Below are 26,941 nucleotides of genomic sequence, written 5' to 3' on the forward strand. Positions count from 1 at the left end.
AGCCGGCGCTTACAGGCGCTCGACGCACATCGCCACGCCCATGCCACCGCCGATGCAGAGCGTGGCAAGGCCCTTGGATGCGCCGCGGCGCTTCATTTCGAAGAGCAGCGTATTGAGGATGCGGGCGCCCGAAGCGCCGATCGGATGACCGATGGCGATGGCGCCGCCATTGACGTTGACGATCGCTGGATCCCAGCCGAGGTCCTTGTTGACCGCGCAGGCCTGGGCGGCGAAGGCCTCGTTGGCCTCCACGAGATCGAGGTCGCCGGTCGACCAGCCGGCGCGCTCCAGCGCCTTGCGCGAGGCCGGGATGGGTCCGGTGCCCATGATCTTGGGGTCGACGCCGGCGGTCGCCCAGGAAACGATGCGGGCAAGCGGCTGGATGCCGCGACGCGAGGCTTCCGCCTCGCTCATCAGCAGTGCTGCGGCCGCGCCGTCATTGATGCCGGAGGCGTTGCCGGCCGTCACCGTGCCTTCCTTGTCGAAGGCGGGGCGCAGCTTCGTCATGGAATCGAGCGTGGCGCCATGGCGGATATATTCGTCGGCATCGACGGTCACGTCGCCCTTGCGGCCCTTGACGATGAAGGGAACGATCTCGTCCTTGAAACGGCCTTGCGTCTGGGCGGCCTCGGCCTTGTTCTGCGAGGCGACGGCAAAGGCGTCCTGCTCGTCGCGCGACAGCTGCCACTGCCGGGCGACGTTCTCGGCCGTGATGCCCATATGGTAGCCGTAGAAGGCGTCGGTCAGGCCGTCCTTGATCATCGTGTCGATCATCTTGAAGTCGCCCATCTTCACGCCGCCGCGCAGATGCGCGCAGTGCGGCGCCATGGACATGGATTCCATGCCGCCGGCCACGATGATGTCGGCGTCGCCGGTGGCGATCTGCTGCATGCCGAGCGCGACGGCGCGCAGGCCCGAGCCGCAGAGCTGGTTCAGGCCCCAGGCGGTCGCCTCCTGCGGCACGCCGGCCTTCATGGCGGCCTGGCGAGCCGGGTTCTGGCCTTCGCCGGCCGGCAGAACCTGGCCGAGAATCACTTCATTCACCTCGCCGGCCTCCACGCCCGCGCGCTCCAGCACCGCCGAGATCGCCGCGGCTCCGAGTTCGTGGGCGGGCGTGTTGGCGAAGGCGCCGTTGAATGCACCGACCGCTGTACGGGCGGCACTGGCGATGACGATGGACGAGGTGCTCATGGTGTGTTCTTCCTCAGGTCTGCGACCGGGCTTGCGGCCTTGGAACCGGGCCCCAGCGCGCGAAGGACGCAGGCCCGGCGGTTCTCCCGATGTCAAAACTGGCAAAGCGGAGGGGGAGAGTCAAACCCGATATCTGGCCTCGCTAAAATTTCATCGGCACGACATGCAGCATGAAAATTCATGTTGCGCAGCATTCCTCGCCGCATCGCACAATTCGATTGTCAGGCGAGGTGTTTTTGCCGATACTCGAAACGACCAAAAAGAAAATGGGAAGACGGGGATGAGGAGACCCTAATGGCCAGAAACGACGGTCAGATCGTCATCAAGAAATATGCGAACCGCCGGCTCTACAACACGGGCACGAGCACCTATGTGACGCTCGACGATCTCGCGGTCATGGTGAAGAAGGGCGAGGACTTCACCGTGCAGGACGCCAAGTCGGGTGACGACATCACCCATTCGGTGCTGACGCAGATCATCTTCGAGCAGGAATCGAAGACGGGCAACACGCTTCTGCCGATTTCCTTCCTCCGCCAGCTGATCTCCTATTACGGCGACCAGATGCAGATGGTCGTGCCGAGCTATCTCGAGCATTCCATGCAGGCCTTCACCGACCAGCAGGTGCAGATGCGCGAGCAGATCAACAAGACCTTCGGCGATACGCCGCTCGGCAAGAATCTTCAGGTGCCGATAGCGCTCGTCGAGGAAACGGTGCGGCGCAACACGGAGATGTTCCAGCAGGCGATGAAGATGTTCTCGCCCTTCGCCAATGCCGCGCCGGCCAAGGAAACGCGCAAGGCCGAGGCCAAGGATATCGATGAGCTGAAGGAGCAGCTGCGCGCGCTCCAGACGAAGCTCGACAATCTCGGCTGAAGCAGAAGAGAAGGGCGCGGGTCTGACCCGCGCCGTCAAAGCCCGATGGAAAGATCGCGGCTTGCCGTGCGGATCGAAACCGCGAAACCGGCGACCACATCGATGAAGATGATGGTCATCAGGATGAAGAAGATCTGCGTCGCCGCGCCCTGCACCAGCAGGAATTCGACGAGTGCGACGACGAACAGCACCATCGACAGCATGTGATCGAGCAGCGCCCGCGAGCCGGGCCGCGTGGCTTTCAGGATTTCCACGAACAGCAGTGCCAGCGCGATGAGGATGATGAGGTCGCCGAAGGCCAGCGTCCAGGTCGCGCCTGAGAGCATGTTGACCGATATGACCTCGCTGTCGAGAACGGCGGTGCCGCCGGTGCCGAACAGGCCCGTCATGGCGAGGTTGTAGAGCGCGAAGGGCAGGATCAGCAGCGGTATGGCCAGCAGCATCGGCAAACTCCCGGTGGCCGCGCGTCATGGCGGCGTCCGGGCCCTCTTAGCCGAAGTTCGGCCGCAAGGAAACGGCGACGTGCCGGAATGGGCAGGCAGGCCAGAAAAAGCCGGCAAAAGAAAAGGGCCGGTCGCCCGGCCCCTGATCTCAGCTGACGCTGGAAACGCGGATTACGCGCTTTCCTTCGGCGTCAGAACCTGGCGCCCGCGGTACATGCCGGTCTTCAGGTCGATGTGGTGCGGACGGCGCAGTTCGCCCGAATTCTTGTCTTCGACGTAGGTCGAACCCTTCAGAGCATCTGCCGAACGGCGCATACCGCGCTTGGACGGGCTCACTTTTCTTTTCGGTACAGCCATTTGACTAACTCCACTTATCAGGCAAACACATTCTCGCGCCACCGAATGGCTGACAAGAACATGTCGTTATCTCGGAAATTGGGCCGGCTTATACACAGCAAAACCCTGCTTGACCAGTCCCCGGCCGGTTTTTTTCGAATAAGCCGCCTATGCCTCGTCCTCCGGTACGATCCACGGTTCGGCCAGCGCGGCCGTCTGCCACGTCTGCCATGCCGGATGCGCCTTCACGCGCGCGATATAGGCGAGCACGGCATCGTCCTGCGTGAGGCGGTAGGTTTCCAGCCGGTTGACCACCGGCGCATACATCGCATCCGCCGCCGAGAAGGCGCCGAACAGGAACGGCCCGCCCGAGCGCGCCAGCGTTTCCTTCCAGATCGTCTCGATGCGCGCCACGTCGTCCATCACGCCTTCGGGAAGCGCAATGGCGCGCGGTTGGCGGCGAATGTTCATCGGGCAGGCATTGCGCAGCGCGCGGAAGCCGGACAGCATTTCCATTGAAATCGCGCGGGCCTGGGCGCGGGCGCCCGCATCCCTGGGCCAGATGCCGGCATCGGGAAACAGCTCGGCGACATATTCGATGATGGCGAGCGATTCCCACACGCGCACATCGCCGTGATGCAGCACCGGCACGCGCCCCGTCGGCGAAATCGGCTTGAACTTCGGGTTGCCCGCCGGGAAATCGAAGGGGATCACATGGTCGGTGAAGGGCACGCCGGCTGCCTCCATGGCGATCCACGGCCGCAGCGACCAGGACGAGTAGTTCTTGTTGCCGATATAGAGGATGAGGTCGGACATGGCATGGGCTCCGTGAGAGGCCGCATGGTAACGCGCTCAGCGGTGCCGGCACCAATGAAAAGCCGTGACGTCAGTCATAAAGGCATTTGATGTAATCGCCGGAGCGGCCCGCCCGCCGGTCGATCAGCCGTGCGAGGCTTTGCAGGCCGGGACCGGGCTTGCCGGCATTGCGGGTATAGGGATTGGGCAGCGAAACCGCGAGCAGCGCTGCCTGGCGGCGCGAGAGCTTGCCGGCGGAAACGTTAAAATGGTACTGCGCCGCCGCCTCGATTCCGTAGATGCCCGGCCCCCATTCGGCGACGTTGAGATAGATTTCCATCAAGCGGCGCTTGCTCCAGACGAAATCGGCGACCACGGCAAGTGGCACCTCCATCGCCTTGCGCACGAAGGAACGGCCGTTCCACAGGAAGAGGTTCTTGGCGGTTTGCATAGGGATGGTGCTTGCGCCGCGCGTCTGTTCACCGGCCAGCGCCTCATTGACGACCTCGCGCATGGCACCCCAGTCGACGCCGGCATGACGGCAATATTGCCCGTCCTCCGACATCATCACGGCGCGCACCACATTGGGCGAGATGTCCTCGAAATCCACCCATTGCCGGTCATAGCCGCGCAGCAGCACGACGTCGCGCAGCATGAGGGTGGAAACCGGGCGGACGAATTCCACGGTGTAGAGCACGATCAGCACATAGGGCAGGGCAATGAAGGCTAGGAGCGCCAGACAGAGGCGACGCCAGTTCCTGCGGAGGCGGGTCATCCAGCCATCCCTGGCATCGGGCTCAGCCTTTCTTTCGATCGTGTCTTCCCGCGTCTCAGGTACGATGTCCAAGTGTCGGCGCCCGTCCTTCCAGTGTTGCGACTTCATACCGTTCCGGCGCGCCAAAAACCAGCACTGCGCCGCGATTCTTTGTCGCCATCCCGTCCTTCCCGTTGCTTCGGCCGGGGGGCCATGCCAAAGAGCGGCCATGAGCGAGCGTCATCAGGAATTTCTGTCCCTCTTGAAGAGCAACGGCGAGGCGGTGGAGACCGTCCTGGCCACGCTGCTCTCTGCGGATGTGCAGCCGGGCGAGATCGCGCGCCCTGCGCGGCTTCTCGCCGCCATGCGCCACGGCGTGCTGAACGGCGGCAAGCGCCTGCGCCCGTTCCTCGTCATCGAGGCGGCCGCGCTGTTCGACGGGGTCGAGCGCGAAACGGCGGTGCGCGTCGGTGCCGCTCTGGAGTGCATCCACTGCTATTCGCTGGTGCATGACGACCTGCCGGCCATGGACGACGACGACCTGCGCCGCGGCCAGCCCACCGTGCACATCGCCTTCGACGAAGCCGCCGCGATCCTTGCCGGCGACAGCCTGCTGACGCTTGCCTTCGATATCGTGGCGTCGCCCAAGACGCGGCTGCCCGACGCCACGAAAACGGCGCTTGTGCTGGCACTTTCACGCGCGGCCGGCATCGGCGGCATGGCCGGCGGCCAGGCGCTCGATCTCGATGCGGAAAAGGCGGCGCCGGACGAGGCCGGCATCGTCACATTGCAGGCGATGAAAACAGGCGCGCTCCTGCGCTTTGCCTGCGAGGCCGGCGCGATCATCGCGGGCGCGTCGCAGGCCGATCGCGAGACGTTGCGCCGCTACGGCGAAACCGTCGGTCTGGCGTTCCAGATCGCCGACGACCTGCTCGATCTCACCGCCGATGCCGCCACCATGGGCAAGGCGACGGGCAAGGATCCGGAGCGCGGCAAGGCGACGCTGGTGGCGCGCCGCGGACAGGCCTGGGCGGAAGATCGCCTCCAGGCGCTTGTGAAGGAGGCCGAGGCGCTTCTTGCGCCGTTCAACCATCGGGCCGGAATCCTCGTCGAAACCGCCCACTTCATCGCCAATCGCAGGAACTGACGCCATGAGCAAATTCTGGTCGCCGATCGTCGCCACGCTCAAGCCCTATGTCGCGGGCGAACAGCCGCGCATTCAAAACCTCATCAAGCTCAACACCAATGAAAATCCCTACGGGCCGTCGCCCAAGGCCATCGCCGCCATGCAGGCGGTCGTCGCCGACAGCCTGAGGCTCTATCCCGACCCGTCGGCGCTGGCGTTGCGCCGGTCGATCGCCCGCTTTTATAACGTGGCGGAGGACGAGGTCTTTGTCGGCAACGGTTCCGACGAGGTGCTGGCGCATGTCTTCGCCGCCCTGCTCAAGCACGAGAAGCCGCTCCTCTACCCCGACATCACCTACAGCTTCTACCCGACCTATTGCCGCCTGTTCGGCATCGAGGCGGAGGAGGTCGCGCTGAAGGACGATTTCACCGTCGACCTGAAGGATTACGAGCGCCCCTGCGGCGCCATCATCATCGCCAATCCGAACGCGCCGACGGGCATCGGCCTGCCGCTTTCCGCCATCGAGGCGCTGGTCGCCGCCCATCCCGACCAGCCGGTGGTGATCGACGAGGCCTATATCGATTTCGGCGGCGAAAGCGCGATCCCGCTGACAAAGAAGTACGATAACCTGCTCGTGGTGCACACGCTGTCCAAGTCGCGCTCGCTTGCCGGCCTGCGCGTCGGCTACGCCATCGGCCAGCGCCCGCTGATCGATGCGCTGGAGCGCGTCAAGGACAGCTTCAACTCCTATCCGCTCGACCGTATCGCCCAGGCTGGCGCGACCGCCTCCATCGACGACCGCGCATGGTTCGACGAGACGCGCGGCAAGGTCATCGAGAGCCGCGAGCGCGTGACCGGCGCGCTACGCCAGCGCGGCTTCGAGGTGCTGCCCTCGCAGGCCAATTTCGTCTTCGCCCGCCATCCCGATCACAGCGGCGAGGCGCTCGCCAGCGGCCTGCGCGAGCGGGCGGTGCTCGTGCGCCACTTCGCCAAGCCCCGCATCTCGGATTTCCTGCGCATCACCATCGGCACGCCGGAAGAATGCGACCGCCTGATCGCGGCGCTCGAAGAGATCCTCTGAATTTTCGCAAGCCCCCTCATCCGCCTGCCGGCAGTCGGATGAGGGGATGCGTCAACCGCGGCCCGACAGGGACATGTGGTGCAATTCTCCGGCTGTGAGACGGCGAAAGGATCGGATATCGTTTCCGGAAATCCATCCGGTGACCCCATGACCGATCTTACGCCCTATCTGCCGCAGCTTGCCGTCGCCTGGACGGCCTATTTCATCGCGACGGCCTCGCCGGGGCCGGCGATCCTCGCCATCATCGCGACCTCGGTCAGCCGCGGCCGGCAGGCGGGCGTGGCACTTGCGCTTGGAGTCCTCACCGGCTCGTATATCTGGGCGATCCTCACCGCCTCTGGCCTTTCCGCCCTCATCCGCACCTATGGCGAGGCGATCATCGTGCTGAAGATCGTCGGCGGCTGCTATCTGCTATACCTTGCCTGGAACGCTTGGCGTTCCGCGTGCCGGAGCGATGAGAGCCACCGTGCGCGCATGATCGCCATGCCGGCGCTGTCGCTGCGGCGGCAGTATCTCAAGGGCCTCGGCATCCACCTGACCAATCCCAAGGCGATCTTTGCCTGGATCATGCTGACATCGCTCGGCATGCCGCCGGGCGCGCCCGGCGGGGTCATGGCAACCTTCATCGCCGGCTGCATGATTATAGGCGTTTGCGTGTTCCTCGGCTTCGCGCTGGTCTTTTCGCTTGGCCCGGTGCATCGCGCCTATCTCAAGTCACGCCGCGCCATCGAGGGCGTCATGGCCGCCTTCTTCGCCTTTGCCGGCTTCAAGCTCCTGACGACGCGGCTCTGAGCCGCGCCGGAACGCCTATTCCGCCGCAGCCTGGCCCTGACCGTAGCGTTTCTCGATGTAATCGTTGACCAGCGTCTCGAATTCGCCGGCGATGTTGGTGCCGCGCAGCGTCATGGCCTTCTTGCCGTCGACATAGACGGGCGCGATCGGCAGTTCGCCGGTGCCGGGCAGCGAGATGCCGATATCGGCGTGCTTGCTCTCGCCCGGCCCGTTGACGATGCAGCCCATGACGGCGACCTTGAGGCCCTCGACGCCGGGATATTTCTCGCGCCACACCGGCATGTTCTTGCGGATGTCGTCCTGGATCTTCTGCGCCAGTTCCTGAAACACCGTGGAGGTGGTGCGGCCGCATCCCGGACAGGCGGCGACCACGGGAATGAACTGGCGGAAGCCCATGACCTGCAGCAGTTCCTGCGCCACCTGCACCTCGCGGGTGCGGTCTCCGCCGGGCTCGGGTGTCAGCGAGATACGGATCGTATCGCCGATGCCCTGCTGCATGAGAATGCCGAGCGAGGCGGAGGAGGCCACGACTCCCTTGGTGCCCATGCCGGCTTCGGTGAGGCCGAGATGCAGCGCATGGTCGGAGCGCGAGGAAAGCATGGCGTAGACGGCGATGAGATCCTGCACGGCGGACACCTTGGCCGAGAGGATGATGCGGCTGCGCGGCAGGCCGATTTCCTCGGCCATCTCAGCCGAAAGCAGCGCCGACTGGCAGATCGCCTCGCGCATCACCTGCTGGGCGGTGAGCGGCGAGCCCCTGTCCTGGTTCTCGTCCATCAGCCGGGTCAGGAGCTCCTGGTCGAGCGAGCCCCAGTTGACGCCGATGCGCACCGGCTTGTCATAGCGGATGGCGGTCTCAACGATGGCCGAGAACTGCTTGTCCTTCTTGTCCTTGAAGCCGACATTGCCCGGATTGATGCGGTACTTCGCAAGCGCTTCGGCGCAGGCCGGGTGATCGGCCAGCAGCTTGTGGCCGATATAGTGGAAGTCGCCGACCAAAGGCACGTCGAGACCCAGACGCTCGAGGCGCTCGCGGATCTTCGGCACGGCGGCGGCACTCTCGTCGCGGTCGACGGTGATGCGCACGATTTCCGAACCGGCGCGGTGCAGGGCTGCGACCTGCGCCACGGTACCGTCGATATCGGCCGTGTCTGTATTGGTCATCGACTGGACGACGACAGGCGCACCGCCGCCCACCAGCACGCCGCCGACATCGACACCGACGGACTGACGCCGCGGCTTCGGTTCAAAGTCGAAGGAGAAGGACATCTTGGGGCCTCTTGCGCGAACGCGGCCGCGCGGGGCTTGCAGCGCGGCCTTTGCCCTCAGGTGGCGCAGGAAAAGGGGCTTGTCAACCGCAGGCGCGGGCAGGCGCGACGATTTGATCGCCCTTACCGCCCATGGCTGTCAGTGCCGCTCGCGCACATCCGCATGGACCGCGTGGTGCGAGAGCAGGAGAACGACGATGAAAAGCACCGGCAGCAGCGCGAAGATGATGGCAAAGCCCGTATGCTCGGCGATGAAGCCGATGACGGAAGGCGCGAAGAGCGAGCCGGAATAGCCCATGACGGTCGCAACAGACAGCGCCACGCCCTGCGCATAGCCCGGCAGGTTGCCGGCGGCGGAAAAGGCGATGGGCACCATGTTGGAAATGCCCACGCCGCACAGCGCAAAGCCCAGCACCGCCACATAGCCGTGCGGCGCGGTGCCCGCGATGATCATGCCGGCCATCGCGATGACCGTGCAATAGCGCAACGTCTTCACAGCGCCGAAGCGGTCGCGCACATGGTCGCCGGCAAAGCGCATCGCCGCCATGGTCAGCGAGAAGGTGCCGAAGGCGAAGCCGGAGAGTGCCAGCGGCGCGCCAAGCTCATTGCGCATGTAGAGCGCGCTCCAGTCGAGGATCGCGCCTTCCGGCACCATGCAGAACAATGCCATCAGGCCGATCAGCCAGGGCAGCGGCGTGATGGGAAGACCCACCTTCTCGCGCTCCTCGGTCCGGTGCGGTGCGTCGCGCAGCACGAAAGGCCAGATGAAGGCGAGCGCGACGGCGGCGAAAACGGTGAGCAGGGCCGCGTGGCCAATGACGCCGATGGTCTCGATGAGATAGCCGCCGGTCGTGGCGCCGATGAAGGCGCCGAGGCTCCAGAAGGCGTGGCAGGAAGACATGATCGCGCGGCGCATGGATTTCTCCACCTCCACGGCATTGCCGTTCATGGCCACGTCCATCGTGCCGAGCAGGCCGCCGAACAGCGAGATCGCGGCGACGCCGAGCGCTATGTTCGGCGCCAACGACAGCAGGAGAAGCGTCGGCAGAAACAACAGCGCTGCGCCCTTCACCGTGCGCGCCGAGCCGAAATGGGCGATCAGCACGCCGGCAATCGGCATGAGGATCAGCGAGCCGATGCCGAAGCACATGATCATCAGGCCGAGCTGCATTTCGGAAATGTCGAGTCGGCCGGCGAATTCGGGGATCTTCGGCGCCCAGGCACCCGCATAGAGCCCGTTCAGCAGGAACAGGCCGGAAATGGCGCGCCGGGTTGGCGGGAAATAGCTGCCGAAGAAGGATCTGGCGGCAAGAGCTTGGTCGGGCGTCGTCATGGAAGGTCCATCATTGCGGAAAGTACGTGCCTAGACGGCGCGCAGGATATCGATGCCGGCAGCGGCCAGCGCCGCCGCCTGTGTTACGTCCGCATCCGCCTCGATGATCGCGCGCGAAACGCGCGACAGCGGCAGCACCGAATAGGGCGCGGCAATGGAAAGCTTGTCGTTGGTCACCGAGATCAGCACGCTCCTGCTGCGCTGGGCGACGAAGCGCTTGAATTCAGCGTCCTCGAAGGAATAGCAGGTCACCCCGGCGTCCTGGTCGATGCCGCAGACGCCAAGCACGAGGATATCCGGTCTCAGCGCCTCTGCATCGCGGATCGCGCTGGTGCCGATCACGCCGCCGACGCGCGCATCGACCATGCCGCCGAGCTGGATCGTGGCGATGTCGCGCTCGAGCAGCGCGGCGGCGATGGCCGGCGCATTGGTCGCGACCGTCAGGTCTGCACCCGTCGGCAAGGCGCGCGCGAGCGCGAGATTGGTGCTGCCCGCATCAAGGAAGACGGTCGCGCCAGCTGGCAGTAGCCCCGCCGCCGTGCGCGCCAGCGCGGCCTTGCTCTCACCGGCAATGCCGATCCGCTCGTTCATCGAGGTCGTCGACGGGGAGAGGCGCAGCGCCCCGCCATAGACGCGGCGGCACAGCCCGGCGGATGCCATCTCGCGCAAGTCCCGCCGGATCGTGTCTTCGGACACGCCAAGTTCCTGAGCCAGATCCGCCGCGATCACCCGCCCCGACAGATCGAGCCGTGTCCGGATCAGCGCCTGTCGCTCGCCCAGCAATAGGTCTTGTATCGACATCATCTTTACCAATCATGCATAATCGCGTGAGAATATGCATGATTCGGCAAAGCCGTCAATGGTTGCAGCGATCTGGTTCCGGTCCGGTTGCCATGCGGACAAACAAAAACCCCGCCGTTTCCAGCGGGGTTTCCATGACCAGCCCTTCGGCTGCCGTGCTTAATCGCGGTTACCGAGGAAGCGCAGCAGGAAGAGGAAGAGGTTGATGAAGTCGAGGTAGAGCGTCAGCGCACCCATGATGGCCTTGCGGCCGGCCACGGCGACGTCGTCGGCTTCGAAGTACATTTCCTTGATCTTCTGCGTGTCCCAGGCGGTCAGGCCGGCGAAGACGAGAACGCCGATCGCGGAGATGGCGAAGTCGAGAGCCGAAGACTGCAGGAACAGGTTGACGAGCGAGGCGATGATCAGGCCGAAGAGGCCCATGATCAGGAACGAACCCATCGCGGAGAGATCACGCTTCGTCGTGTAGCCGAACAGCGACAGGGCGCCGAAGGCGGCGGCCGAGACGAAGAAGGTCTGCGCGATGCTGGCGCCCGTGTAGACCAGGAAGATCGACGAGAGCGACAGGCCCATCAGGCCCGCATAGATCCAGAACGTCGTCTGCGCGGCAGCGACGCTCATCGAGTTAATGCGGAAGCTCAGGAAGAAGACAAGGGCGAGCGGGGCGAGCATCACGACCCACTTCAGCGGGCTCACATAGATGGCGTAGCCGAAGCTCGTGAGCTGGCCGCCGGCAAAGGCAGCCTGCGAAGCGAAGTAGGCGACGACACCCGTTATGGCGAGACCCAGTGCCATCAGGTTGTAGACCCGAAGCATGTAGGCGCGCAGGCCCTCGTCGATGACGGCGCCGGCCTGAGCGCCGGAATTCACCGTTCGAGTCTGGTAGTTACGGAGATCAGCCATGTTTTCCTCTATGTTCAAGCCCCATGGTCTATACGGTGTCGGGCGCCCGGTTATTCGCTTCGACGGTTCGAAGCGCTTCTTGCGGGTCCGGGCAGCCGCTGCGGGGCTCCAGCTTGCCTGATGTAAATATGCGCATCAATTGCGTTGTGCACAAGACCTGCGACATCAGGGAGAGCCGCAGGGATGCCGATTTAGAGCTCCCGCAACACCGGTGCCGCCTTCTGTCCCAGAATGCGCCACGTTCCCGCAAGGCCGATGCCGACCGTCATGATCAGCGCCGTCGCCACCGTCATGACGGCGACGTCGGGCAGGAAGCTCGACGGCAGCTTCATGATGCGGGCCACCACGAACCAGGCCGATACACCGCCCGCGAAGAGCGCAAACAGCGCCGTCGCCAGTCCCAGCATCAGATATTCGTAGCTGAAGGCGCGTATCAGCGTGGCGCGGGTGGCGCCCAGCGTCTTCAGCACGACGGCATCGTGCACGCGTGCCCGGTTGCCGGCGGCCAGCGCGCCGGCCAGCACCAGGATGGAGGCGATCAGCGCCACGGCGGCGGCGGCACGGATGGCGGTCGCCAGCTGGCCCACCAGCTCGTTCACCACGTCGAGCGCATCCTTGACGCGCACGCTGGTCACGGTCGGATACGCGTTGGTGATGGCCTTCAGCGTGGCGGCTTCCTGCGCGGCCGTCGCGCCCGGATCGATCACGGTTGCGAGCCAGGCATGCGGCGCGCCAGCGAAGGTGTTGGGCGAGAAGACCATCACGAAGTTGATCGACAGCGATTCCCACTCGACATTGCGGAAGTTGGCGATGCGCGCGGTGATGTTGCGGCCGAGCACATTGACCGTCACCGTGTCACCGAGCTTCAGGCCCAGTTCGCGGCCCTCGTCGGTGGAGAACGAGACGAGCGGTTCGCCCGTATAATCCTCCGGCCACCATTCGCCCGCGCTCAGGGTGGAATTCTCCGGCACGTTCTTCGCATAGGTGATGCCGCGGTCGCCGCGTAGCACCCACTGGCCCTCCGGCGGCACGTCGACCTTTGCGACATCCACACCGTTCAGCTCCATCACGCGGCCGCGCAGCATCGGCACTTCGATGATCTTGCCTTCGGGCATGTTGGAGGAGAGCACGCTGCGGAAGCCGTCGAGCTCGCTGCCCTGGATGTCGACGAAGAAGAAATTCGGCGCGCGGTCCGGCAGGCTGCCGGTCAGTTCACGGCGCAGGTTGCCGTCTATCAGCGTCAGCGTCACGAGCAGCGCGAGCCCAAGGCCAAGCGACAGCACGACGGACGATGTAAGGGCGCCCGGCCGGTGGATGTTGCCGATGGCAAGCCGAAGCGACGGCGAATTCACGCGCGGGCTGCGCCTGGCGATCGCCGTGATCAGCATGGCGACGGCGCGCAGCACCACGAAGGCGAAGGCGATGGCGCCGAGGAACACCGAAGCGATGTAGCGGTCATAGGCGGTGAAGATTGCCAGTCCCGCCAGCGCCGCGAGGAATGCGGCCGCGCCCAGCACATAGTGCCAGCTCGGCAGGCGTGACGATTGAAAGCCCTGCTCGCGGAACAGCGCGGTTGCCGGCACCTCGCGGGCATGGCCGAGCGGCATGATGGCGAAGGCGAGCGCCGTCAGAAGGCCGAAGACGGCGGCCAGCAGCAGGGCGGACGGATAGAGCTGCGCCTCCGCCGGCACCGGCAGTACGCCTTCGAGGAACTGCATGGCAATGAGCGGCATCAGCGCGCCCGCGACGAGGCCGATGAGAATGCCGACGGCGGCAATCAGCGCGATCTGCGTGAGATAGACGAGCGCCACCAGCGAGGCCGGCGCGCCCAGGCACTTGAAGGTGGCGATGACCGAGCGCTTGGAATCGAGATAGGCCCGCACCGCATTCGCCACGCCCACGCCGCCGACGATCAGCGCCGTGAGGCCGACCAGCGTCAGGAACTGCGAGAAGCGGGTGATATTGGCGGTGAGCGAGGGGGCCGCGCTGTCGGCGGTGCGGATCGACCATCCTGCGGTCGGGAACGCCTTTGCCGAATCGTCCCGGATCGTTGCGATGGAGGCGTCGGGATTGGTCAGGCGGATGCGGTAGGCGTTTTCGACAAGGCTGCCGGTCTGGATCAGCCCGCTGGCCTGCAAGGCCTCTTGCGAAAGCATCAGGCGCGGGGCCAGCCCGAAGCCTTCGGAAACGGCATCGGGCTCGCGCGCCATGGTGGCCGTCACCTTGATCTTGGCATTGCCGAGCAGGATCTCGTCGCCCACGGCGATGTTGAGCCGGTCGAGCAGTAGCGGCGCGACGATGGCGCCCCAGGCGTCGCCCTTGCGTCCGAGCAGCTCCGAGGAAGGCTGCTGCGGCACGGTTTCCAGCGTGCCGTAGAGTGGATAGGCGCCGTCGACGCCGCGCGCTTCCACCAGCGTCTGGTCGGACCCGTCGGGCATGCGCGCCATGGAGCGCAGGCCGGTGGAGAGCGAGACGTCGCCGAGGCCCTGGAAATAGGCCATTTCCTCCGGCGTTGCCATGCGATTGCGCAGCTCGAAGCGCACGTCGCCGGCCAGCAGCGTCTGGCCCTGCGAGGCGATCGCCTGCGTGATGGCGCTGGAGACGGAGTTGACGCCGGCAATCGCCGCCGTACCGAGCGCGATACAGGCGAGAAAGATGTAGAAGCCCTTCAGGCCGCCGCGCATCTCACGCAGCGCCAGGCGAAGGGCAAGCGGAAACTGTTTGAGGACCGTGCCGATCCTCATGCCGGCACCGCCTCGGAAATGGTTGCCGCGGGCGCGGCACCCGAGACGATTTCGCCCGAGCGCATGGCGACTTGCCGGCTGCATCGAGCGGCAAGGGCGGGATCGTGCGTCACCAGCACCAGCGTCATGGCGCGTTCCGCCTGCTTGGCAAACAGCAGGTCGGCGATCTGCCGGCCGGTCTCGGTGTCGAGGTTGCCGGTCGGTTCGTCGGCAATCAGCAGCTTCGGCGAGGGCGCGAGCGCCCGGGCGATCGCCACGCGCTGCTGTTCACCGCCCGAAAGCTGGCCGGGATAGTGCGACAGGCGCTCGCCCAGCCCGACGGCCGTCAGTTCGCGCCGGGCGATGTCGAAGGCACCGGGCGTATTGGCCAGTTCCAGCGGCACCGCGACATTTTCGAGCGCCGTCATGTTGGGAATGAGATGGAAGGACTGGAAGACGATGCCGATGTTACGGCCGCGGAAATCGGCCACCTGGTCTTCGTTCATGCCGTGCAGCCCGGCGCCGTCGATGTGGATTTCGCCGCTGTCGAGCCGCTCCAGGCCGGCCAGAACCATCAGCAGCGTCGACTTGCCGGAACCCGAGGGACCGACGATGCCGACCGATTCGCCCGCATCGATCGAAAGGTCGATTCCCTTTAGCACATGGACCGAGGCGGCCGCCTGGCCGAGGGTGAGATCGGCTTTTTTGAGATCGATGATGCTTTTGGCCAAGGAATTCTGCCCTATATGATTGTGAAGAACCGCAATGCCAGCAATCTAGGAACCTCGCCATGGCGTTTAAAGCGAAGCTCGGATTTTTAACCGCCCTTGCGATCACAGCTTTGTTATCCGTCGGTGCCGCGCGCGCCGAGCCCGTCAAGCTCGTCGGCTTCGGCGACAGTCTCATGGCCGGCTACCAGCTTCCGGCGGGCGATGCCTTCCCGGTCAAGCTGGAAGCCGCCCTGCGCGCCAAGGGGCATGAGGTGGAGATCGCCAATGCCGGTGTTTCCGGCGATACGACCTCGGGCGGCCTTGCCCGTCTCGACTGGTCGGTGCCCGACGGCACACAGGGCGTGATCCTCGAACTCGGTGCCAACGATGCGCTGCGCGGCGTTGCGCCGGAAGAGACCGAAAAGAATCTCGACACGATGCTGACGCGGCTGAAGGAGCGCGGCATTTCCGTGCTGCTTGCCGGCATGCTCGCGCCGCCGAACATGGGCCCCGAATATGCCGAGCGTTTCAACGCCATTTACGGCAAGCTCGCCGAAAAGCACGGCGTGCCGCTCTATCCGTTCTTCCTCAAAGGCGTCGTCACCAAGGCCGATCTCCAGCTGGAGGACGGCATGCACCCCAACGCGCTCGGCGTGGATGCGATGGTGCAGGCAATGCTTCCGGCCGCCGAACGTTTCCTGACCTCGATCAAGGCCGGGGAGTAATTTTCGCGGGTGCGAAATTAGGGTTGCGCGAAACGGCTTTGCGTGATTCGCTGACGTTACATTCCAGTAGGGAGAAGTCACCATGCCAAGACTTTTCGTCGCCCTCGAAGTGCCGCGCAACGCGGCGATGAGCCTCTCGCTTTTGAGAGGCGGCCTTCCCGGAGCCCGCTGGATCGATGTCGAGAACTTCCACATAACCCTTCGTTTCATCGGTGACATGGACGGCCGCACGGCCGACGAGGTGGTCGACCGGCTCGACCGCATCGAGCGGCCGGAATTCCAGCTTGCGCTGTCCGGCATCGGCTCCTTCGGGTCGAAGAAGCCGCATTCCGTCTTCGCCGGTGTCACGCCGGCGCCGGATATGTTTGCGCTCCAGGCGGAAATCGAGCGCATCTGCCAGCGGCTCGGCCTGCCGGCCGATCCGCGCAAGTTCACGCCGCATGTCACATTGGCGCGGCTGCGCAATGCCCGCACCGAGGATGTCGCGCGCTACCTCACCGGCCGCGGCAATTTCCACACCGCCCCCTTCATGGTGAACCGCTTCGTGCTGATGTCCTCCAAGGAATCCGTCGGCGGTGGGCCATACCTCACGGAAGAGGTCTTCCCGCTCTACGACACGGGAAGCGCCTGGGACGGTACGGATCTGTACGATCATCCGGTGTGAGAGGCATTTTCGGTTTCAGGAAACCGTGCATCGTCCCGGGTCCGATTCAGCATCTTGTGGCGGGATCGTGAGTCCGATCAAGGACTTGCGGTGAACAAATCCGGAATGCGGTCGAGTCAGCGATTCGTCTCCGTTTCGTTCGGCAGCTGTTCCATGAGCCGGCAAAAGACCGGAAAATCCGCCGCATTTCGCCTTGCCCCTTGCCATCGGCGGCTGTGATGGGCATCTGTTGCCGGAAACTGAACCAGCCGGGGCATGTCTTGTCGCAAGCACCCATGATTGTGAGCGGCCGCGGGGTCACCGCGGTGCTCGGCCCGACCAATACGGGCAAGACCCACTACGCAATCGAACGCATGGTGGCACATGAGACGGGCATTATCGGCCTGCCTCTGCGCCTTCTGGCGCGCGAGGTCTATACGCGCCTCGTTGAGCGGGTCGGCCAGCACAATGTTGCGCTCATCACCGGCGAGGAGAAGATCACGCCGCATATGGCGCGCTTTTCGGTCTGCACGGTCGAAGCCATGCCGCGCGAGACGCGCGCCTCCTTCGTCGCCATCGACGAGGTGCAGCTTGCCGGAGATCTGGAGCGCGGCCATATCTTCACCGACCGGGTGCTGCATCTGCGCGGGCGCGACGAGACGCTGCTTTTGGGTGCGGGCACCATGAAGCCGATCCTCGAACAGATGCTGCCGGGCATCCATGTCATCGAGCGCCCGCGGCTTTCCCAGCTGTTCTATTCCGGCTCCAAGAAGATCACCCGCCTGCCGCAGCGCACGGCCATCGTCGCCTTCTCGGCCGACGAGGTCTATGCCATCGCCGAGCTCATCCGCCGCCAGCGCGGCGGGGCGGCGGTGGTACTGGGCGCGCTCTCGCCGCGTACCCGCAATGCGCAGGTCGCGCTCTACCAGGAGGGCGATGTCGAATATCTTGTCGCGACGGACGCGATCGGCATGGGCCTCAACCTCGATGTCGACCACGTCGCATTTGCGCAGGACCGCAAGTTCGACGGCTTCCAGTTCCGCAATCTCAATCCGGCCGAGCTTGCCCAGATCGCCGGCCGCGCCGGCCGCCACCTGCGCGACGGCACCTTTGGCGTCACGGGCCGCGTCGATCCCTTCGACGAGGAGCTGGTCGAGCGCATCGAGACGCACCAGTTCGATCCGGTGAAGGTGCTGCAATGGCGCACGACCCGCTTCGACTATTCCTCGCTGCAATCGCTTCGCCTGTCGCTCGAGGCCGTGCCGCCGATCGGCGGGCTGACGCGCGCGCTTCCGGCGGTCGACCAGCAGGCGCTGGAGCACCTGTCGCGCTACCCCGATATCCGCGAACTCGCGACCACGCCCCAGCGTGTCGAAAAGCTGTGGGAGGCTTGCGCGCTACCCGACTATCGCCGCATCACGCCGGCCCAGCATGCCGACCTCATCTCGACGCTCTATGCGGATCTCGTCCGTCGTGGCACGGTCAATGAGGACTTCATGGCCGATCAGGTCCGCCGCGCGGATCGTACGGATGGAGAGATCGACACGCTTTCGGCGCGAATCGCGCAGATAAGGACGTGGACCTATGTGTCGAATCGGCCCGGATGGCTTGCCGATCCGACACACTGGCAGGAAAAGACGCGGGAAATCGAAGACCGATTGTCCGATGCGTTACATGAACGGTTGACGAAACGCTTTGTTGATCGCAGGACATCTGTGCTCATGAAGCGCCTGAGAGAGAATGCGATGCTGGAAGCTGAAATCAGTGTGAATGGCGATGTCTTCGTGGAAGGACATCATGTCGGGCAGTTGGCCGGTTTCCGGTTCACGCTCGTCTCCGGAACGGAAGGTCCCGATGCGAAGGCCGTGCAGGCGGCTGCGCAGAAGGCGCTCGCCCTGGAGTTCGAAGCCCGGGCCGCGCGCCTGCATGCGGCCGGCAACGGCGATCTCGCGCTCGGCTCCGACGGCACCGTGCGCTGGCTCGGCGATCCCGTCGCGCGTCTTGCCGCGTCCGATCATATCATGCGTCCGCGCGTCATCCTGCTCTCCGACGAGCAGCTGACGGGCAATGCACGCGATCATGTCGCCGCCCGCATCGAGCGTTTCGTGAACCATCACATCGCCACCGTCCTGAAGCCGCTCGACGACCTGTCGCGCGCCGAAGACCTGCAGGGTCTCGCCAAGGGCCTGGCTTTCCAGCTCGTCGAAAACCTCGGCGTGCTGTTCCGCCGTGATGTGGCCGATGACGTGAAGTCGCTCGACCAGGACGGCCGCGCCTCCATGCGCAAGCACGGCATCCGCTTCGGCGCCTACCACATCTTCATGCCCGCGCTCCTGAAGCCGGCCCCGGCCGAACTCATCACGCTGCTCTGGGCGTTGAAGAACGACGGCCTCGACAAGCCGGGCTATGGCGATCTCATTCCGGTTCTGGCCGCCGGCCGCACCTCGGTGGTCACCGATCCGAGCTACGAGCGCACCTTCTACAAGCTCGCTGGCTTCCGGTTCCTCGGCAAGCGCGCCGTGCGCATCGACATTCTCGAGCGCCTCGCCGATCTCATCCGCCCGCTTTTGCAGTGGAAGCCGGGCACGCCGCGTCCCGATGGCGCCTATGACGGCCGCCGCTTCACGGCGACGACCGCCATGCTCTCCATCCTCGGTGCCACGCCCGACGATATGGAAGAGATCCTCAAGGGTCTTGGTTACCGTGCCGACAGCGTGACGGCCGAAGAGGCCGCCGCCTTCCTCGCCGCCCAGGCTCCGGCCGATGCGGGCGCTGCCGCTCCGGCGGACACCGCCGGCGAACAGGATGCCGAGGCGGACGAAGCACAGGCCGACGCCGCCGAAGAGACGGCAGGCGAAGCCCCGGCTGCCGAAGCACCTGCGTCCGAAACACCTGTTGAAGAGGCGCCGGCCGCCGAGACGGCGGAAGCCCCGGCCGCATCGGAAGCCGCAGCCCCCGAGGCTGCCGGCGAAGGCACCGAGCCGGTCGAGGTCAAGCCCGTGCTGCTCTGGCGTCCCGGCTCGCGTCACGACAACCAGCGCCAGGGCGGCCACCGCCATGGCGGCGAGCGTCCCGAACGCGGCGAGCGCCGTGGCGGCGACCGCAATCGCGGCCAGCAGGCCGGTGAGCGCGGCGAGCGTCGCGAAGGCGGCCGCGGCCGTCCCGACCAGAATCGCGGCAACCGCGACGGAAAGCCGCAGGGCGGCAACCGTCCCGATCGCAACGAGCAGCGCGGCGAGCGCAACGATCGCGGCGGAAAGCCGCAGCAGGCGAAGTTCGAGGCCCGTCCGCCCCGCAAGGAGAAGCCGATCGATCCGGATTCGCCCTTCGCAAAGCTCGCAGCGCTCAAGGAGCAGCTGAAGAAGTAAGCCATGGCGCGCGACGAGGAACAGCCGGCAGGTCAGGCGCGACAGCGCATCGACAAATGGCTGTTCTTCGCGCGCCTGCGCAAGTCGCGCTCGCTGGCGGCGAAGTCCGTCGAGTCGGGCGATGTGCGCGTCAACGACCTCGCCATCCGCCAGCCCTCCTATGCCGTGCGTCCCGGCGATGTCATCGTGCTTTCGCTCGAGCGCCACGACATGGTGGTGAAGGTGCTCCAGACCGGCGAGCGCCGCGGCCCCTATGAGGAGGCCCGCCTTCTCTACAGCGACATGACGCCGCCCCCGCCGCCGCGCGAGGAGCGCAATCTCTTCGCGCAGGCCACGCGCGAGCGCGGCGCGGGCCGCCCCACCAAGCGAGAGCGCCGCGAGATCGACCGCCTGCACGATTATCCGGGCGAGGGCGACGACTGAACACATTCAGGCCTGAGGCCGCGCTTTAGAATTCTATACCTCGCAAGACGCCAATCGCGCATGTATTACGCTTGCAAAGCGCCCGTAAAGCCTTTACCTCAGCCACCGGACAGCCTGCTTCTCGCATCTTCTGCTGTCTGCCAGCCGATTGCGTGACAGGCTTTGCGGCGATGGACGGTTCCGCCGTTCGCCTGCTAGTGATTTTTCTGGAGTTCATCATGACGTATGTCGTGACCGACAACTGCATCCGCTGCAAATATACGGACTGTGTCGAAGTCTGCCCTGTCGACTGCTTCTACGAAGGCGAGAATTTCCTGGTCATCCACCCGGACGAGTGCATCGATTGCGGCGTCTGCGAGCCGGAATGTCCCGCCGAGGCGATCAAGCCCGATACGGAGCCGGGCCTCGACAAGTGGTTGAAGATCAACACGGAATTCGCGTCGATCTGGCCCAACATCACCGTCAAGCGCGATGCGATGCCCGAGGCCAAGGAAATGGACGGCGTGGAAGGCAAGTACGAGCAGTACTTCTCGCCGAATCCGGGCCAGGGCGACTGACCGGTCGCACCGCGGCCGCCGAAGCTGGGGAAAAAAGCTTGTCCTCGCCAAAAGGCGATAGGGCAGGCTTGATGACCCATGCGAAGCAAATTATTGATTTCGGCACTTTTTTGTGGTAGGGTCCTGATACTGATCCACATCGCGGCATTTTGCGTGCCCGAACACCACCACGAAAGCAAACGATCCCTCACCGTCGCTCACCTCCCATAGGCAACCTCGGTTGCTCGCATGTGATCGCGTTGCAGTGGACCTCTTTGCGCATGGCGGACGGACCAGAGTGGTGACACCGCAGGGTGCCCCCCGTCTTTCCCGGGTCCCCGGACCCACCCCGGCCTCATCGGGGAGTGTAACAGGGAGTATTTGAACAGAATGACGACCCAGCAGAAGAAATCTTCCACGCGCCAGGGCTTCAAGACCGGCGAGTCGATCGTCTATCCCGCCCACGGTGTCGGCCAGATCGTGGCCATCGAGGAGCAGGAAGTCGCCGGCATGAAGCTCGAGCTTTTTGTCATCGATTTCGAAAAGGACAAGATGCGTCTCAAGGTGCCGGTTGCCAAGGCCGTATCCATCGGCATGCGCAAACTGTCGGAGACCGATTTCGTCGAACGCGCGCTGAAGGTTGTCCAGGGCAAGGCCCGCGTGAAGCGCACCATGTGGTCGCGCCGCGCGCAGGAATACGATGCCAAGATCAATTCCGGCGACCTGATCTCCATTGCCGAAGTGGTCCGTGACCTCTATCGCGCCGAGAACCAGCCGGAGCAGTCCTATTCCGAGCGCCAGCTTTACGAAGCCGCTCTCGACCGCATGGCCCGCGAAATCGCCGCCGTCAACAAGATGTCGGAAACCGAAGCCGTTCGCCTCGTGGAGACGAACCTCGCCAAGGGTCCGAAGCGCGGCAAGGCCATCGAGGAAGATGACAGCCAGGACGAGGCCGCCTGATCTAGGGCGCTCCCTCACGATTTAAAGCCCGGCTGGTGACAGCCGGGTTTTTTTATGGAACTTTTTTGCAGCATGCCCGTTTGACTGGCCGAGGATGACCGAAGGGCGTTGTGCCGCGGCATTGTCCCGGCCATGCCGGGCAATCCATTGGCCTCTCCGGAATGTCTTCTCTATGGGCGAACGGGCGGCGCGTGCCTCCCCGGAGCCGTTTCGGTTCACGTGGAGAGACTGATGGCTACGACGACTGCAGAGCGCCGCATGATCAAGATTGCCATGTCCGCGCCCTACCTTGAGAGGGACGAGGAACAGGCTCTTGCCCAGGCCTGGAAGAACAATCAAGATCAGGAAGCCCGTAACCGCATCGCCATGGCCCATATGCGCCTTGTCGTTTCGATGGCGGGCAAGTTCCGCAATTTCGGCCTTCCGCTCAGCGATCTCGTGCAGGAAGGCTATATCGGTCTCCTGGAGGCCGCCGCCCGCTTCGAGCCGGAACGGCAGGTTCGCTTCTCCACCTATGCCAGCTGGTGGATCCGCGCCTCGGTTCAGGATTACGTGCTTCGCAACTGGTCCATCGTGCGTGGCGGCACCAGCTCGGCGCAGAAGGCGCTGTTCTTCAACCTGCGCCGCCTGCGCGCCCGGCTCGCCCGCGGCGATACCCGCCTGACCGCCGAGGCTATGCATCAGGAAATCGCCGCCGCCATCGGTGTCAGCACCGCCGACGTGCGCACCATGGATGCGCGCCTGTCCTCGTCGGACATTTCCCTTCAGGCGCCGATCTCGCCCAATGAGGGCGAGGGCGCCAGCCGCATCGATCTCCTCGCCAGCGAGGCCCCCCTGCCGGATGAGCAGGCCGAAGGCTCCATCGATGGCGAACGCCGTCACCACTGGCTCCATTCTGCGCTTGGCGAACTCAACGAACGTGAGATGAAGATCATCCGCGCCCGCCGCCTCGCCGAAAATGGCGCGACGCTTGAGGAACTCGGCGTCCTGCTCGGCATCTCGAAGGAACGCGTCCGCCAGATCGAGAACCGGGCGCTGGAAAAGCTGAAAGCCGTGCTGGTCAGCAAGACCACGGATTTCGCTTACGCCTGAGCGGCGGACGCTGCGGGTCTTTCTCGGCCCTCGAGCTCGACCCAAAGGCCCACACGCCCCCCAATGCAAAGGACCCGAATGCAGGGACATCCGGGTCTTTCGGGAGGTCGCAGGCGATATGGTTCAGTTGCAGACCTTGATCTTCCGGATCACGACATCCCCGTAATAGTCGTACGACTTCACCTTCTTGATGAAGCATTGCGGTTGCTCATAGCCGTAGCTGTCGTAGCAGGCATACGAGGGCGCTGCGACGGAAACGGCGGCGACGAGGGCAATAGTGGCGGAAACGATGGTCTTGCGCATGGGTCTCTCCTGATCTCTGGCCTGATCTCGATTGCGACGAGCTGTTCTCGTCCGGTGATGAGAAGATCGCACCGTGCGGCATTGTCCGCTGTTTCCTACGGAACAGGCCGATTTTCCGCCCATTCCTGCCCATCAGGGCCTGCTGCCCCATCGGCCTCTTGCGCGCCGTCGCAGGCCGGATTATGCCTTGTTCTGCTCTAACGGGGTGCCCGCAGGTTTCGGTCTGCTGGCTGAGAGGCGGTACCGCCAACCCGAAGAACCTGATCCGGCTCGTACCGGCGGAGGGATTAGACGGCTCAATCCAGCGCCCTATTCCCGTTTGTGACAAACAAGGAGGCGCGGATGCGCACGCTATTTTCCACTCTGGCTGCGGCGCTTGCCGTGTGCATTGCCGCTCCTGCCATCGCGCAGGAAAAGACGCTCACCGTCTACACCTATGAGAGCTTCATCGCCGAATGGGGCCCGGGCCCCAAGGTCAAGGAAGAGTTCGAGAAGACCTGCGGCTGCAAGGTCGAATGGGTCGGCGTTGCAGACGGTGTGGAACTCCTGACCCGCCTCAAGCTGGAGGGCGAGGGCACCAAGGCCGACATCGTGCTCGGTCTCGACACCAATCTCATCGCCGAGGCGAAGGCCACGGGCCTGTTCGAGGCGCACGGCCTCTCGCCCAAGGACCTGACGGTGCCCGGCGGCTTCTCCGACGATACGTTCCTGCCCTATGACTACGGCCATTTCGCCGTCGTCTATGACAGCGAGACCCTGAAGAACCCGCCGACCAGCCTCAAGGAACTGGTCGAGGGCGATCCCGCGGAGAAGATCGTCATCGAGGATCCGCGCACCTCCACGCCGGGCCTCGGCCTGCTGCTCTGGGTGAAGTCGGTCTATGGCGACAAGGCGCCCGAGGCCTGGGAAAAGCTCAAGCGCCGTGTGCTCACGGTCACGCCCGGCTGGTCGGAAGCCTATGGCCTGTTCACCAAGGGCGAGGCGCCGATGGTGCTGTCCTACACGACCTCGCCCGCCTATCACGTCATCGCGGAGAAGAGCGAGCGCTACAAGGCGGCCGCCTTCTCTGAGGGCCATTACATCCAGATCGAGGTTGCCGGTCTCACCCGCACCGCTGGCGACAAGGATCTCGCCCGCCAGTTCCTCACCTACATGACCGGCCCGGATTTCCAGTCGATCATTCCCGAAACCAACTGGATGATGCCGGCCGCCAAAACCCGCGATCCGCTGCCCGCCGCCTTCGATGCGCTGGTCAAGCCGGAAAAGACCTTCCTGATGTCGCCGGAAGAAGTTGCGGCCAACCGCAAGGCCTGGATCGACGAGTGGCTCGCCGTGATGAGCGCCAAGTAGCCGGATAAGCATCGTGATCTTCGCCCGCGCCGAAAGACGCACGCTCGATATCGCCGGCGCGCTCGCGCTTGGCGGCGTGCTGGCGTTCGTCGGCGCGGCGACCGCCGTGCTGCTCGCCCATGCTGGTCCAGGGGCCGGGTCCGGCGCGGACGCGCCGCTGTTCGATGCCTATATCCTGCGGGTGGCGCGCTTCACCTTTCTTCAGGCCACGCTTTCCACGCTCCTGTCGGTGGCGCTGGCCATTCCCGTTGCGCGTGCCCTGGCGCGCCAGCGCGCCTTTTTCGGCCGTGTCTGGATCCTGCGGCTGTCGGCCGTGCCGCTCGGCCTGCCAGCGCTGGTTGCGGCCCTCGGGGTTATCGAGATCTGGGGGCGGCAGGGCGTCGTCAACGATCTCCTGCGGCTTGCCGGCCTGCAGAACCCGGTCAGCGTCTACGGACTGACGGGCATCCTCATTGCCCATGTGTTCTTCAACCTGCCGCTTGCCGTGCGTTTCCTCGTTGCCGCGCTCGACCGCATCCCGCCGGAATACTGGCTGAGTTCGGCCAATCTCGGCATGGGCGGCGGGGCGGTGTTCCGGCTCATCGAATGGCCGGTCATCCGGCGCGTGCTGCCGGGCATTGCCGGCCTCGTCTTCATGCTGTGCGCCACGAGCTTCACGCTTGTTCTCACGCTCGGCGGCGGGCCGGCGGCCACCACCATCGAGGTGGCGATCTACCAGGCGCTGCGTTTCGATTTCGATCCCGCCCGCGCCGTCCTGCTCGCCTTCCTGCAGATCGCGGTCACGGCGCTGCTGCTCTTTGTCCTCTCGCTGTTCGGCCGGCCGCAGGATGAGGGCGTCACGGCGGGCCGTGCCATCCGCCGCTTCGATGGCCACCGCCGTCGCCTCACGGACGGGTTCGTCATCTTCGCCTTCACCCTCTTCACCGCCGCCCCGCTGCTGGCGACGCTCGTCTCGGGCCTCGCCGCCGATTTCGGCCGGCTGGCGCTCGATCCGATGCTGCACCGGGCACTCTTCACCAGCCTCGCCATCTCGCTTGCTTCCGCCAGCCTCAGCCTCGCCATCGCGTTGCCTGTCGTGCTGGTGCCGCAACTTGCCGAAAGCGGCGCGTCGGGGCCGGCGCGGCTGATAATGGCGGTCGGGCTGCCGGCAGTCGGCTCGCTCATCCTGCTCGTGCCGCCGGTCGTCGTGGCGACGGGCTGGTTCCTGATGCTGCGGCTCTTCGGCGAAACCGGCCGCTTCGCCCCGGCCATCGTCACCGTCATCAATGCGCTGATGGCGCTGCCCTTCGTGGTGCGCGTGCTGGAGCCTGCCTACCGCACGCATCTTGCGCGCACCGCACGCCTGGCGCTCAGCCTCGGCATCACCGGTCGCCGCCGCCTCATGACGATCGACTGGCCGGCGCTGAAGAAACCGTTCCTCACCGCCTTCGCCTTTGCCATGGCGCTGTCGCTCGGCGATCTCGGCGCCGTCGCCATCTTCGGCGCCGAGGGTTTCGTCACGCTGCCCTGGCTGCTCTACTCACGCATGGCAAGTTACCGCACGGCCGATGCGGCCGGCATCGCGCTCATCCTCGGCGTGCTTTGCCTGCTCCTGACGCTGCCCTCGACCGCCCCCGAGCGCGTCCCCGAAAGGCCCGGCTCCGATGCCTGATACCGCCATCGTCCTTTCCCATGTCACCGTGCGCTTTGCCGAAAAGACGCTCGCCTTCGACTGCGCCATAAAAGCCGGTTCCGCCATCGCCGTGGTCGGCCCGTCGGGGGCGGGCAAGTCGACCCTGTTTAACGTCATTGCCGGTTTCCAGACGCCTGCGAGCGGTACGGTACGCTTGCTTGGCGAGGACATGGCGGGCCGCGATCCCGCCGAGCGGCCGGTTTCCATCGTCTTCCAGGACAACAACCTGTTTTCCCACCTCACCATCGCCGACAATGTCGGCCTCGGTATTGATCCGGGGCTGCGTCTGGATGCGGCTGCGCGGCGCACCGTATCCGAGGCGCTTGCCCGCGTCGGCCTCGGCGGTTACGAGAAGCGCCTGCCCGGCTCGCTGTCGGGCGGCGAGCGGCAGCGTGTTGCGCTTGCCCGCGCGCTGGTGCGCCGCCGGCCGATCCTGCTGCTCGATGAACCCTTCGCCGCGCTCGATCCAGCCATGCGCGCGGATATGGCGGCGCTGCTTGCCGACCTCGTCGCCGAGACGAAGGCGACCATGCTGTTCATCACCCACCAGCCCGAGGATATCGGCCGGCTGGCAGACCAGGTGATCTACGTGACGGATGGAAGGATCCGCTTCCACGAGCCGGCCAGCGATTTCCTGGCGCGGCGCGAACCCGCCGACATCGCGAAATTCCTCGGCCATTCCGTGCTTTAGCGAAAGCCGGGGTGCTTTTGCCGCGCCCAGCGCCACAATTTGGTCGCCC

At 65.1% G+C, this 26,941-nt stretch carries 26 protein-coding genes and 1 riboswitch; of the genes, 14 read left to right on the plus strand and 12 right to left on the minus strand.

Translation table 11 applies throughout. The features are described from left to right. Positions 1 to 9 precede the first annotated feature (9 nt). Positions 10 to 1,191 carry an acetyl-CoA C-acetyltransferase gene (locus MKI86_RS11200; RefSeq protein ID WP_241600978.1) on the minus strand — a complete coding sequence of 394 codons (1,182 nt, stop codon included), beginning with the start codon at positions 1,189 to 1,191 and terminating at the stop codon, positions 10 to 12. A 294-nt stretch (positions 1,192 to 1,485) separates the two neighbouring features. On the opposite strand from MKI86_RS11200, the gene phaR reads away from it, so the two are divergent. Further along, positions 1,486 to 2,064, plus strand: a complete 579-nt coding sequence (gene phaR, locus MKI86_RS11205) for a polyhydroxyalkanoate synthesis repressor PhaR (RefSeq protein WP_241600979.1) — start codon at positions 1,486 to 1,488, stop codon at positions 2,062 to 2,064. A 35-nt stretch (positions 2,065 to 2,099) separates the two neighbouring features. Here the strand turns inward: phaR and MKI86_RS11210 are convergent, their stop codons facing one another. The 4 genes from MKI86_RS11210 to mtgA all read right to left on the minus strand — a co-directional run bounded on the left by MKI86_RS11210 (position 2,100) and on the right by mtgA (position 4,485). Then, positions 2,100 to 2,507 carry a hypothetical protein gene (locus MKI86_RS11210; RefSeq protein WP_241600980.1) on the minus strand — a complete coding sequence of 136 codons (408 nt, stop codon included), beginning with the start codon at positions 2,505 to 2,507 and terminating at the stop codon, positions 2,100 to 2,102. Positions 2,508 to 2,678: 171 nt separating this feature from the next. Then, complete coding sequence (gene rpmF / locus MKI86_RS11215) at positions 2,679 to 2,864, minus strand: 50S ribosomal protein L32 (protein WP_134648268.1); 186 nt, start codon at positions 2,862 to 2,864, stop codon at positions 2,679 to 2,681. Between the two features lie 147 nt (positions 2,865 to 3,011). Then, a complete protein-coding gene (locus MKI86_RS11220; protein WP_241600981.1) occupies positions 3,012 to 3,659 on the minus strand; it encodes a glutathione S-transferase family protein in 648 nt (215 codons plus the stop codon). A 70-nt stretch (positions 3,660 to 3,729) separates the two neighbouring features. After that, positions 3,730 to 4,485 carry a monofunctional biosynthetic peptidoglycan transglycosylase gene (mtgA, locus tag MKI86_RS11225; protein ID WP_241600982.1) on the minus strand — a complete coding sequence of 252 codons (756 nt, stop codon included), beginning with the start codon at positions 4,483 to 4,485 and terminating at the stop codon, positions 3,730 to 3,732. 136 nt (positions 4,486 to 4,621) lie between these two features. Here mtgA and MKI86_RS11230 point away from each other — a divergent pair, with 136 nt between their 5' ends. The 3 genes from MKI86_RS11230 (at position 4,622) to MKI86_RS11240 (ending at position 7,391) form a co-directional block, all read left to right on the plus strand. Continuing rightward, entirely contained in the window at positions 4,622 to 5,539 is a 918-nt protein-coding gene (locus tag MKI86_RS11230; protein WP_241600983.1) for a polyprenyl synthetase family protein, read from the plus strand. A gap of 4 nt (positions 5,540 to 5,543) precedes the next feature. Continuing rightward, the gene (gene hisC / locus MKI86_RS11235; protein WP_241600984.1) at positions 5,544 to 6,599 is read left to right on the plus strand and encodes a histidinol-phosphate transaminase; all 1,056 of its coding nucleotides are present in this window, start codon (positions 5,544 to 5,546) and stop codon (positions 6,597 to 6,599) included. 147 nt (positions 6,600 to 6,746) lie between these two features. Further along, positions 6,747 to 7,391, plus strand: coding sequence for a LysE family translocator (locus MKI86_RS11240; protein WP_241600985.1), 645 nt, complete (start codon positions 6,747 to 6,749; stop codon positions 7,389 to 7,391). Between the two features lie 15 nt (positions 7,392 to 7,406). Here MKI86_RS11240 and ispG read toward each other — a convergent pair whose 3' ends face one another. From ispG to MKI86_RS11270, 6 genes are all read right to left on the minus strand, one after another. Further along, on the minus strand, positions 7,407 to 8,660 hold the full coding sequence (gene ispG / locus MKI86_RS11245; protein ID WP_241600986.1) for a flavodoxin-dependent (E)-4-hydroxy-3-methylbut-2-enyl-diphosphate synthase: 1,254 nt from the start codon (positions 8,658 to 8,660) through the stop codon (positions 7,407 to 7,409). 138 nt (positions 8,661 to 8,798) lie between these two features. Beyond that, complete coding sequence (locus tag MKI86_RS11250; protein WP_241600987.1) at positions 8,799 to 9,992, minus strand: MFS transporter; 1,194 nt, start codon at positions 9,990 to 9,992, stop codon at positions 8,799 to 8,801. Between the two features lie 30 nt (positions 9,993 to 10,022). Next, positions 10,023 to 10,793 (minus strand): DeoR/GlpR family DNA-binding transcription regulator, encoded by a 771-nt coding sequence (locus MKI86_RS11255; RefSeq protein ID WP_241600988.1) that lies wholly within the window; start codon positions 10,791 to 10,793, stop codon positions 10,023 to 10,025. 159 nt (positions 10,794 to 10,952) lie between these two features. Next, positions 10,953 to 11,696 carry a Bax inhibitor-1/YccA family protein gene (locus MKI86_RS11260; protein WP_241600989.1) on the minus strand — a complete coding sequence of 248 codons (744 nt, stop codon included), beginning with the start codon at positions 11,694 to 11,696 and terminating at the stop codon, positions 10,953 to 10,955. Between the two features lie 191 nt (positions 11,697 to 11,887). Beyond that, positions 11,888 to 14,440, minus strand: coding sequence for an ABC transporter permease (locus MKI86_RS11265; protein ID WP_241600990.1), 2,553 nt, complete (start codon positions 14,438 to 14,440; stop codon positions 11,888 to 11,890). Continuing rightward, positions 14,437 to 15,150, minus strand: coding sequence for an ABC transporter ATP-binding protein (locus MKI86_RS11270; RefSeq protein WP_241600991.1), 714 nt, complete (start codon positions 15,148 to 15,150; stop codon positions 14,437 to 14,439). The genes MKI86_RS11265 and MKI86_RS11270 overlap by 4 nt, the downstream gene beginning before the upstream one ends. Before the next feature lie 59 nt (positions 15,151 to 15,209). Between MKI86_RS11270 and MKI86_RS11275 the strand changes: the two genes are divergently transcribed. The 7 genes from MKI86_RS11275 (at position 15,210) to MKI86_RS11305 (ending at position 22,876) form a co-directional block, all read left to right on the plus strand. Beyond that, on the plus strand, positions 15,210 to 15,854 hold the full coding sequence (locus tag MKI86_RS11275) for an arylesterase (protein WP_241600992.1): 645 nt from the start codon (positions 15,210 to 15,212) through the stop codon (positions 15,852 to 15,854). An 82-nt stretch (positions 15,855 to 15,936) separates the two neighbouring features. After that, a complete protein-coding gene (gene thpR, locus MKI86_RS11280) occupies positions 15,937 to 16,518 on the plus strand; it encodes an RNA 2',3'-cyclic phosphodiesterase (protein WP_241600993.1) in 582 nt (193 codons plus the stop codon). Positions 16,519 to 16,793: 275 nt separating this feature from the next. Further along, on the plus strand, positions 16,794 to 19,865 hold the full coding sequence (locus MKI86_RS11285; RefSeq protein ID WP_241600994.1) for a helicase-related protein: 3,072 nt from the start codon (positions 16,794 to 16,796) through the stop codon (positions 19,863 to 19,865). A gap of 3 nt (positions 19,866 to 19,868) precedes the next feature. Next, the gene (locus MKI86_RS11290; RefSeq protein ID WP_241600995.1) at positions 19,869 to 20,288 is read left to right on the plus strand and encodes an RNA-binding S4 domain-containing protein; all 420 of its coding nucleotides are present in this window, start codon (positions 19,869 to 19,871) and stop codon (positions 20,286 to 20,288) included. 218 nt (positions 20,289 to 20,506) lie between these two features. Then, positions 20,507 to 20,845 carry a ferredoxin FdxA gene (gene fdxA, locus MKI86_RS11295; protein ID WP_241600996.1) on the plus strand — a complete coding sequence of 113 codons (339 nt, stop codon included), beginning with the start codon at positions 20,507 to 20,509 and terminating at the stop codon, positions 20,843 to 20,845. 369 nt (positions 20,846 to 21,214) lie between these two features. Next, on the plus strand, positions 21,215 to 21,784 hold the full coding sequence (locus MKI86_RS11300; RefSeq protein ID WP_226921750.1) for a CarD family transcriptional regulator: 570 nt from the start codon (positions 21,215 to 21,217) through the stop codon (positions 21,782 to 21,784). Positions 21,785 to 22,015: 231 nt separating this feature from the next. Beyond that, positions 22,016 to 22,876 (plus strand): RNA polymerase factor sigma-32, encoded by an 861-nt coding sequence (locus tag MKI86_RS11305; RefSeq protein WP_241600997.1) that lies wholly within the window; start codon positions 22,016 to 22,018, stop codon positions 22,874 to 22,876. 123 nt (positions 22,877 to 22,999) lie between these two features. Here MKI86_RS11305 and MKI86_RS11310 read toward each other — a convergent pair whose 3' ends face one another. Further along, complete coding sequence (locus tag MKI86_RS11310; RefSeq protein ID WP_241600998.1) at positions 23,000 to 23,179, minus strand: hypothetical protein; 180 nt, start codon at positions 23,177 to 23,179, stop codon at positions 23,000 to 23,002. 191 nt (positions 23,180 to 23,370) lie between these two features. Further along, positions 23,371 to 23,483: riboswitch (TPP riboswitch) on the plus strand. A gap of 38 nt (positions 23,484 to 23,521) precedes the next feature. Here MKI86_RS11310 and thiB point away from each other — a divergent pair. Genes thiB through thiQ form a run of 3 tightly spaced genes read left to right on the plus strand, consistent with a single transcriptional unit; the run spans position 23,522 to position 26,892 of the window. Further along, positions 23,522 to 24,529 carry a thiamine ABC transporter substrate binding subunit gene (thiB, locus tag MKI86_RS11315; protein ID WP_241600999.1) on the plus strand — a complete coding sequence of 336 codons (1,008 nt, stop codon included), beginning with the start codon at positions 23,522 to 23,524 and terminating at the stop codon, positions 24,527 to 24,529. A gap of 16 nt (positions 24,530 to 24,545) precedes the next feature. After that, positions 24,546 to 26,180, plus strand: a complete 1,635-nt coding sequence (gene thiP, locus MKI86_RS11320; protein ID WP_241601206.1) for a thiamine/thiamine pyrophosphate ABC transporter permease — start codon at positions 24,546 to 24,548, stop codon at positions 26,178 to 26,180. Beyond that, complete coding sequence (thiQ, locus tag MKI86_RS11325) at positions 26,173 to 26,892, plus strand: thiamine ABC transporter ATP-binding protein (RefSeq protein WP_241601000.1); 720 nt, start codon at positions 26,173 to 26,175, stop codon at positions 26,890 to 26,892. The genes thiP and thiQ overlap by 8 nt, the downstream gene beginning before the upstream one ends. Positions 26,893 to 26,941 lie beyond the last annotated feature (49 nt).

The sequence above is a fragment of the Shinella sedimenti genome (genome assembly GCF_022601905.1).
Taxonomy (GTDB): domain Bacteria; phylum Pseudomonadota; class Alphaproteobacteria; order Rhizobiales; family Rhizobiaceae; genus Shinella; species Shinella sedimenti.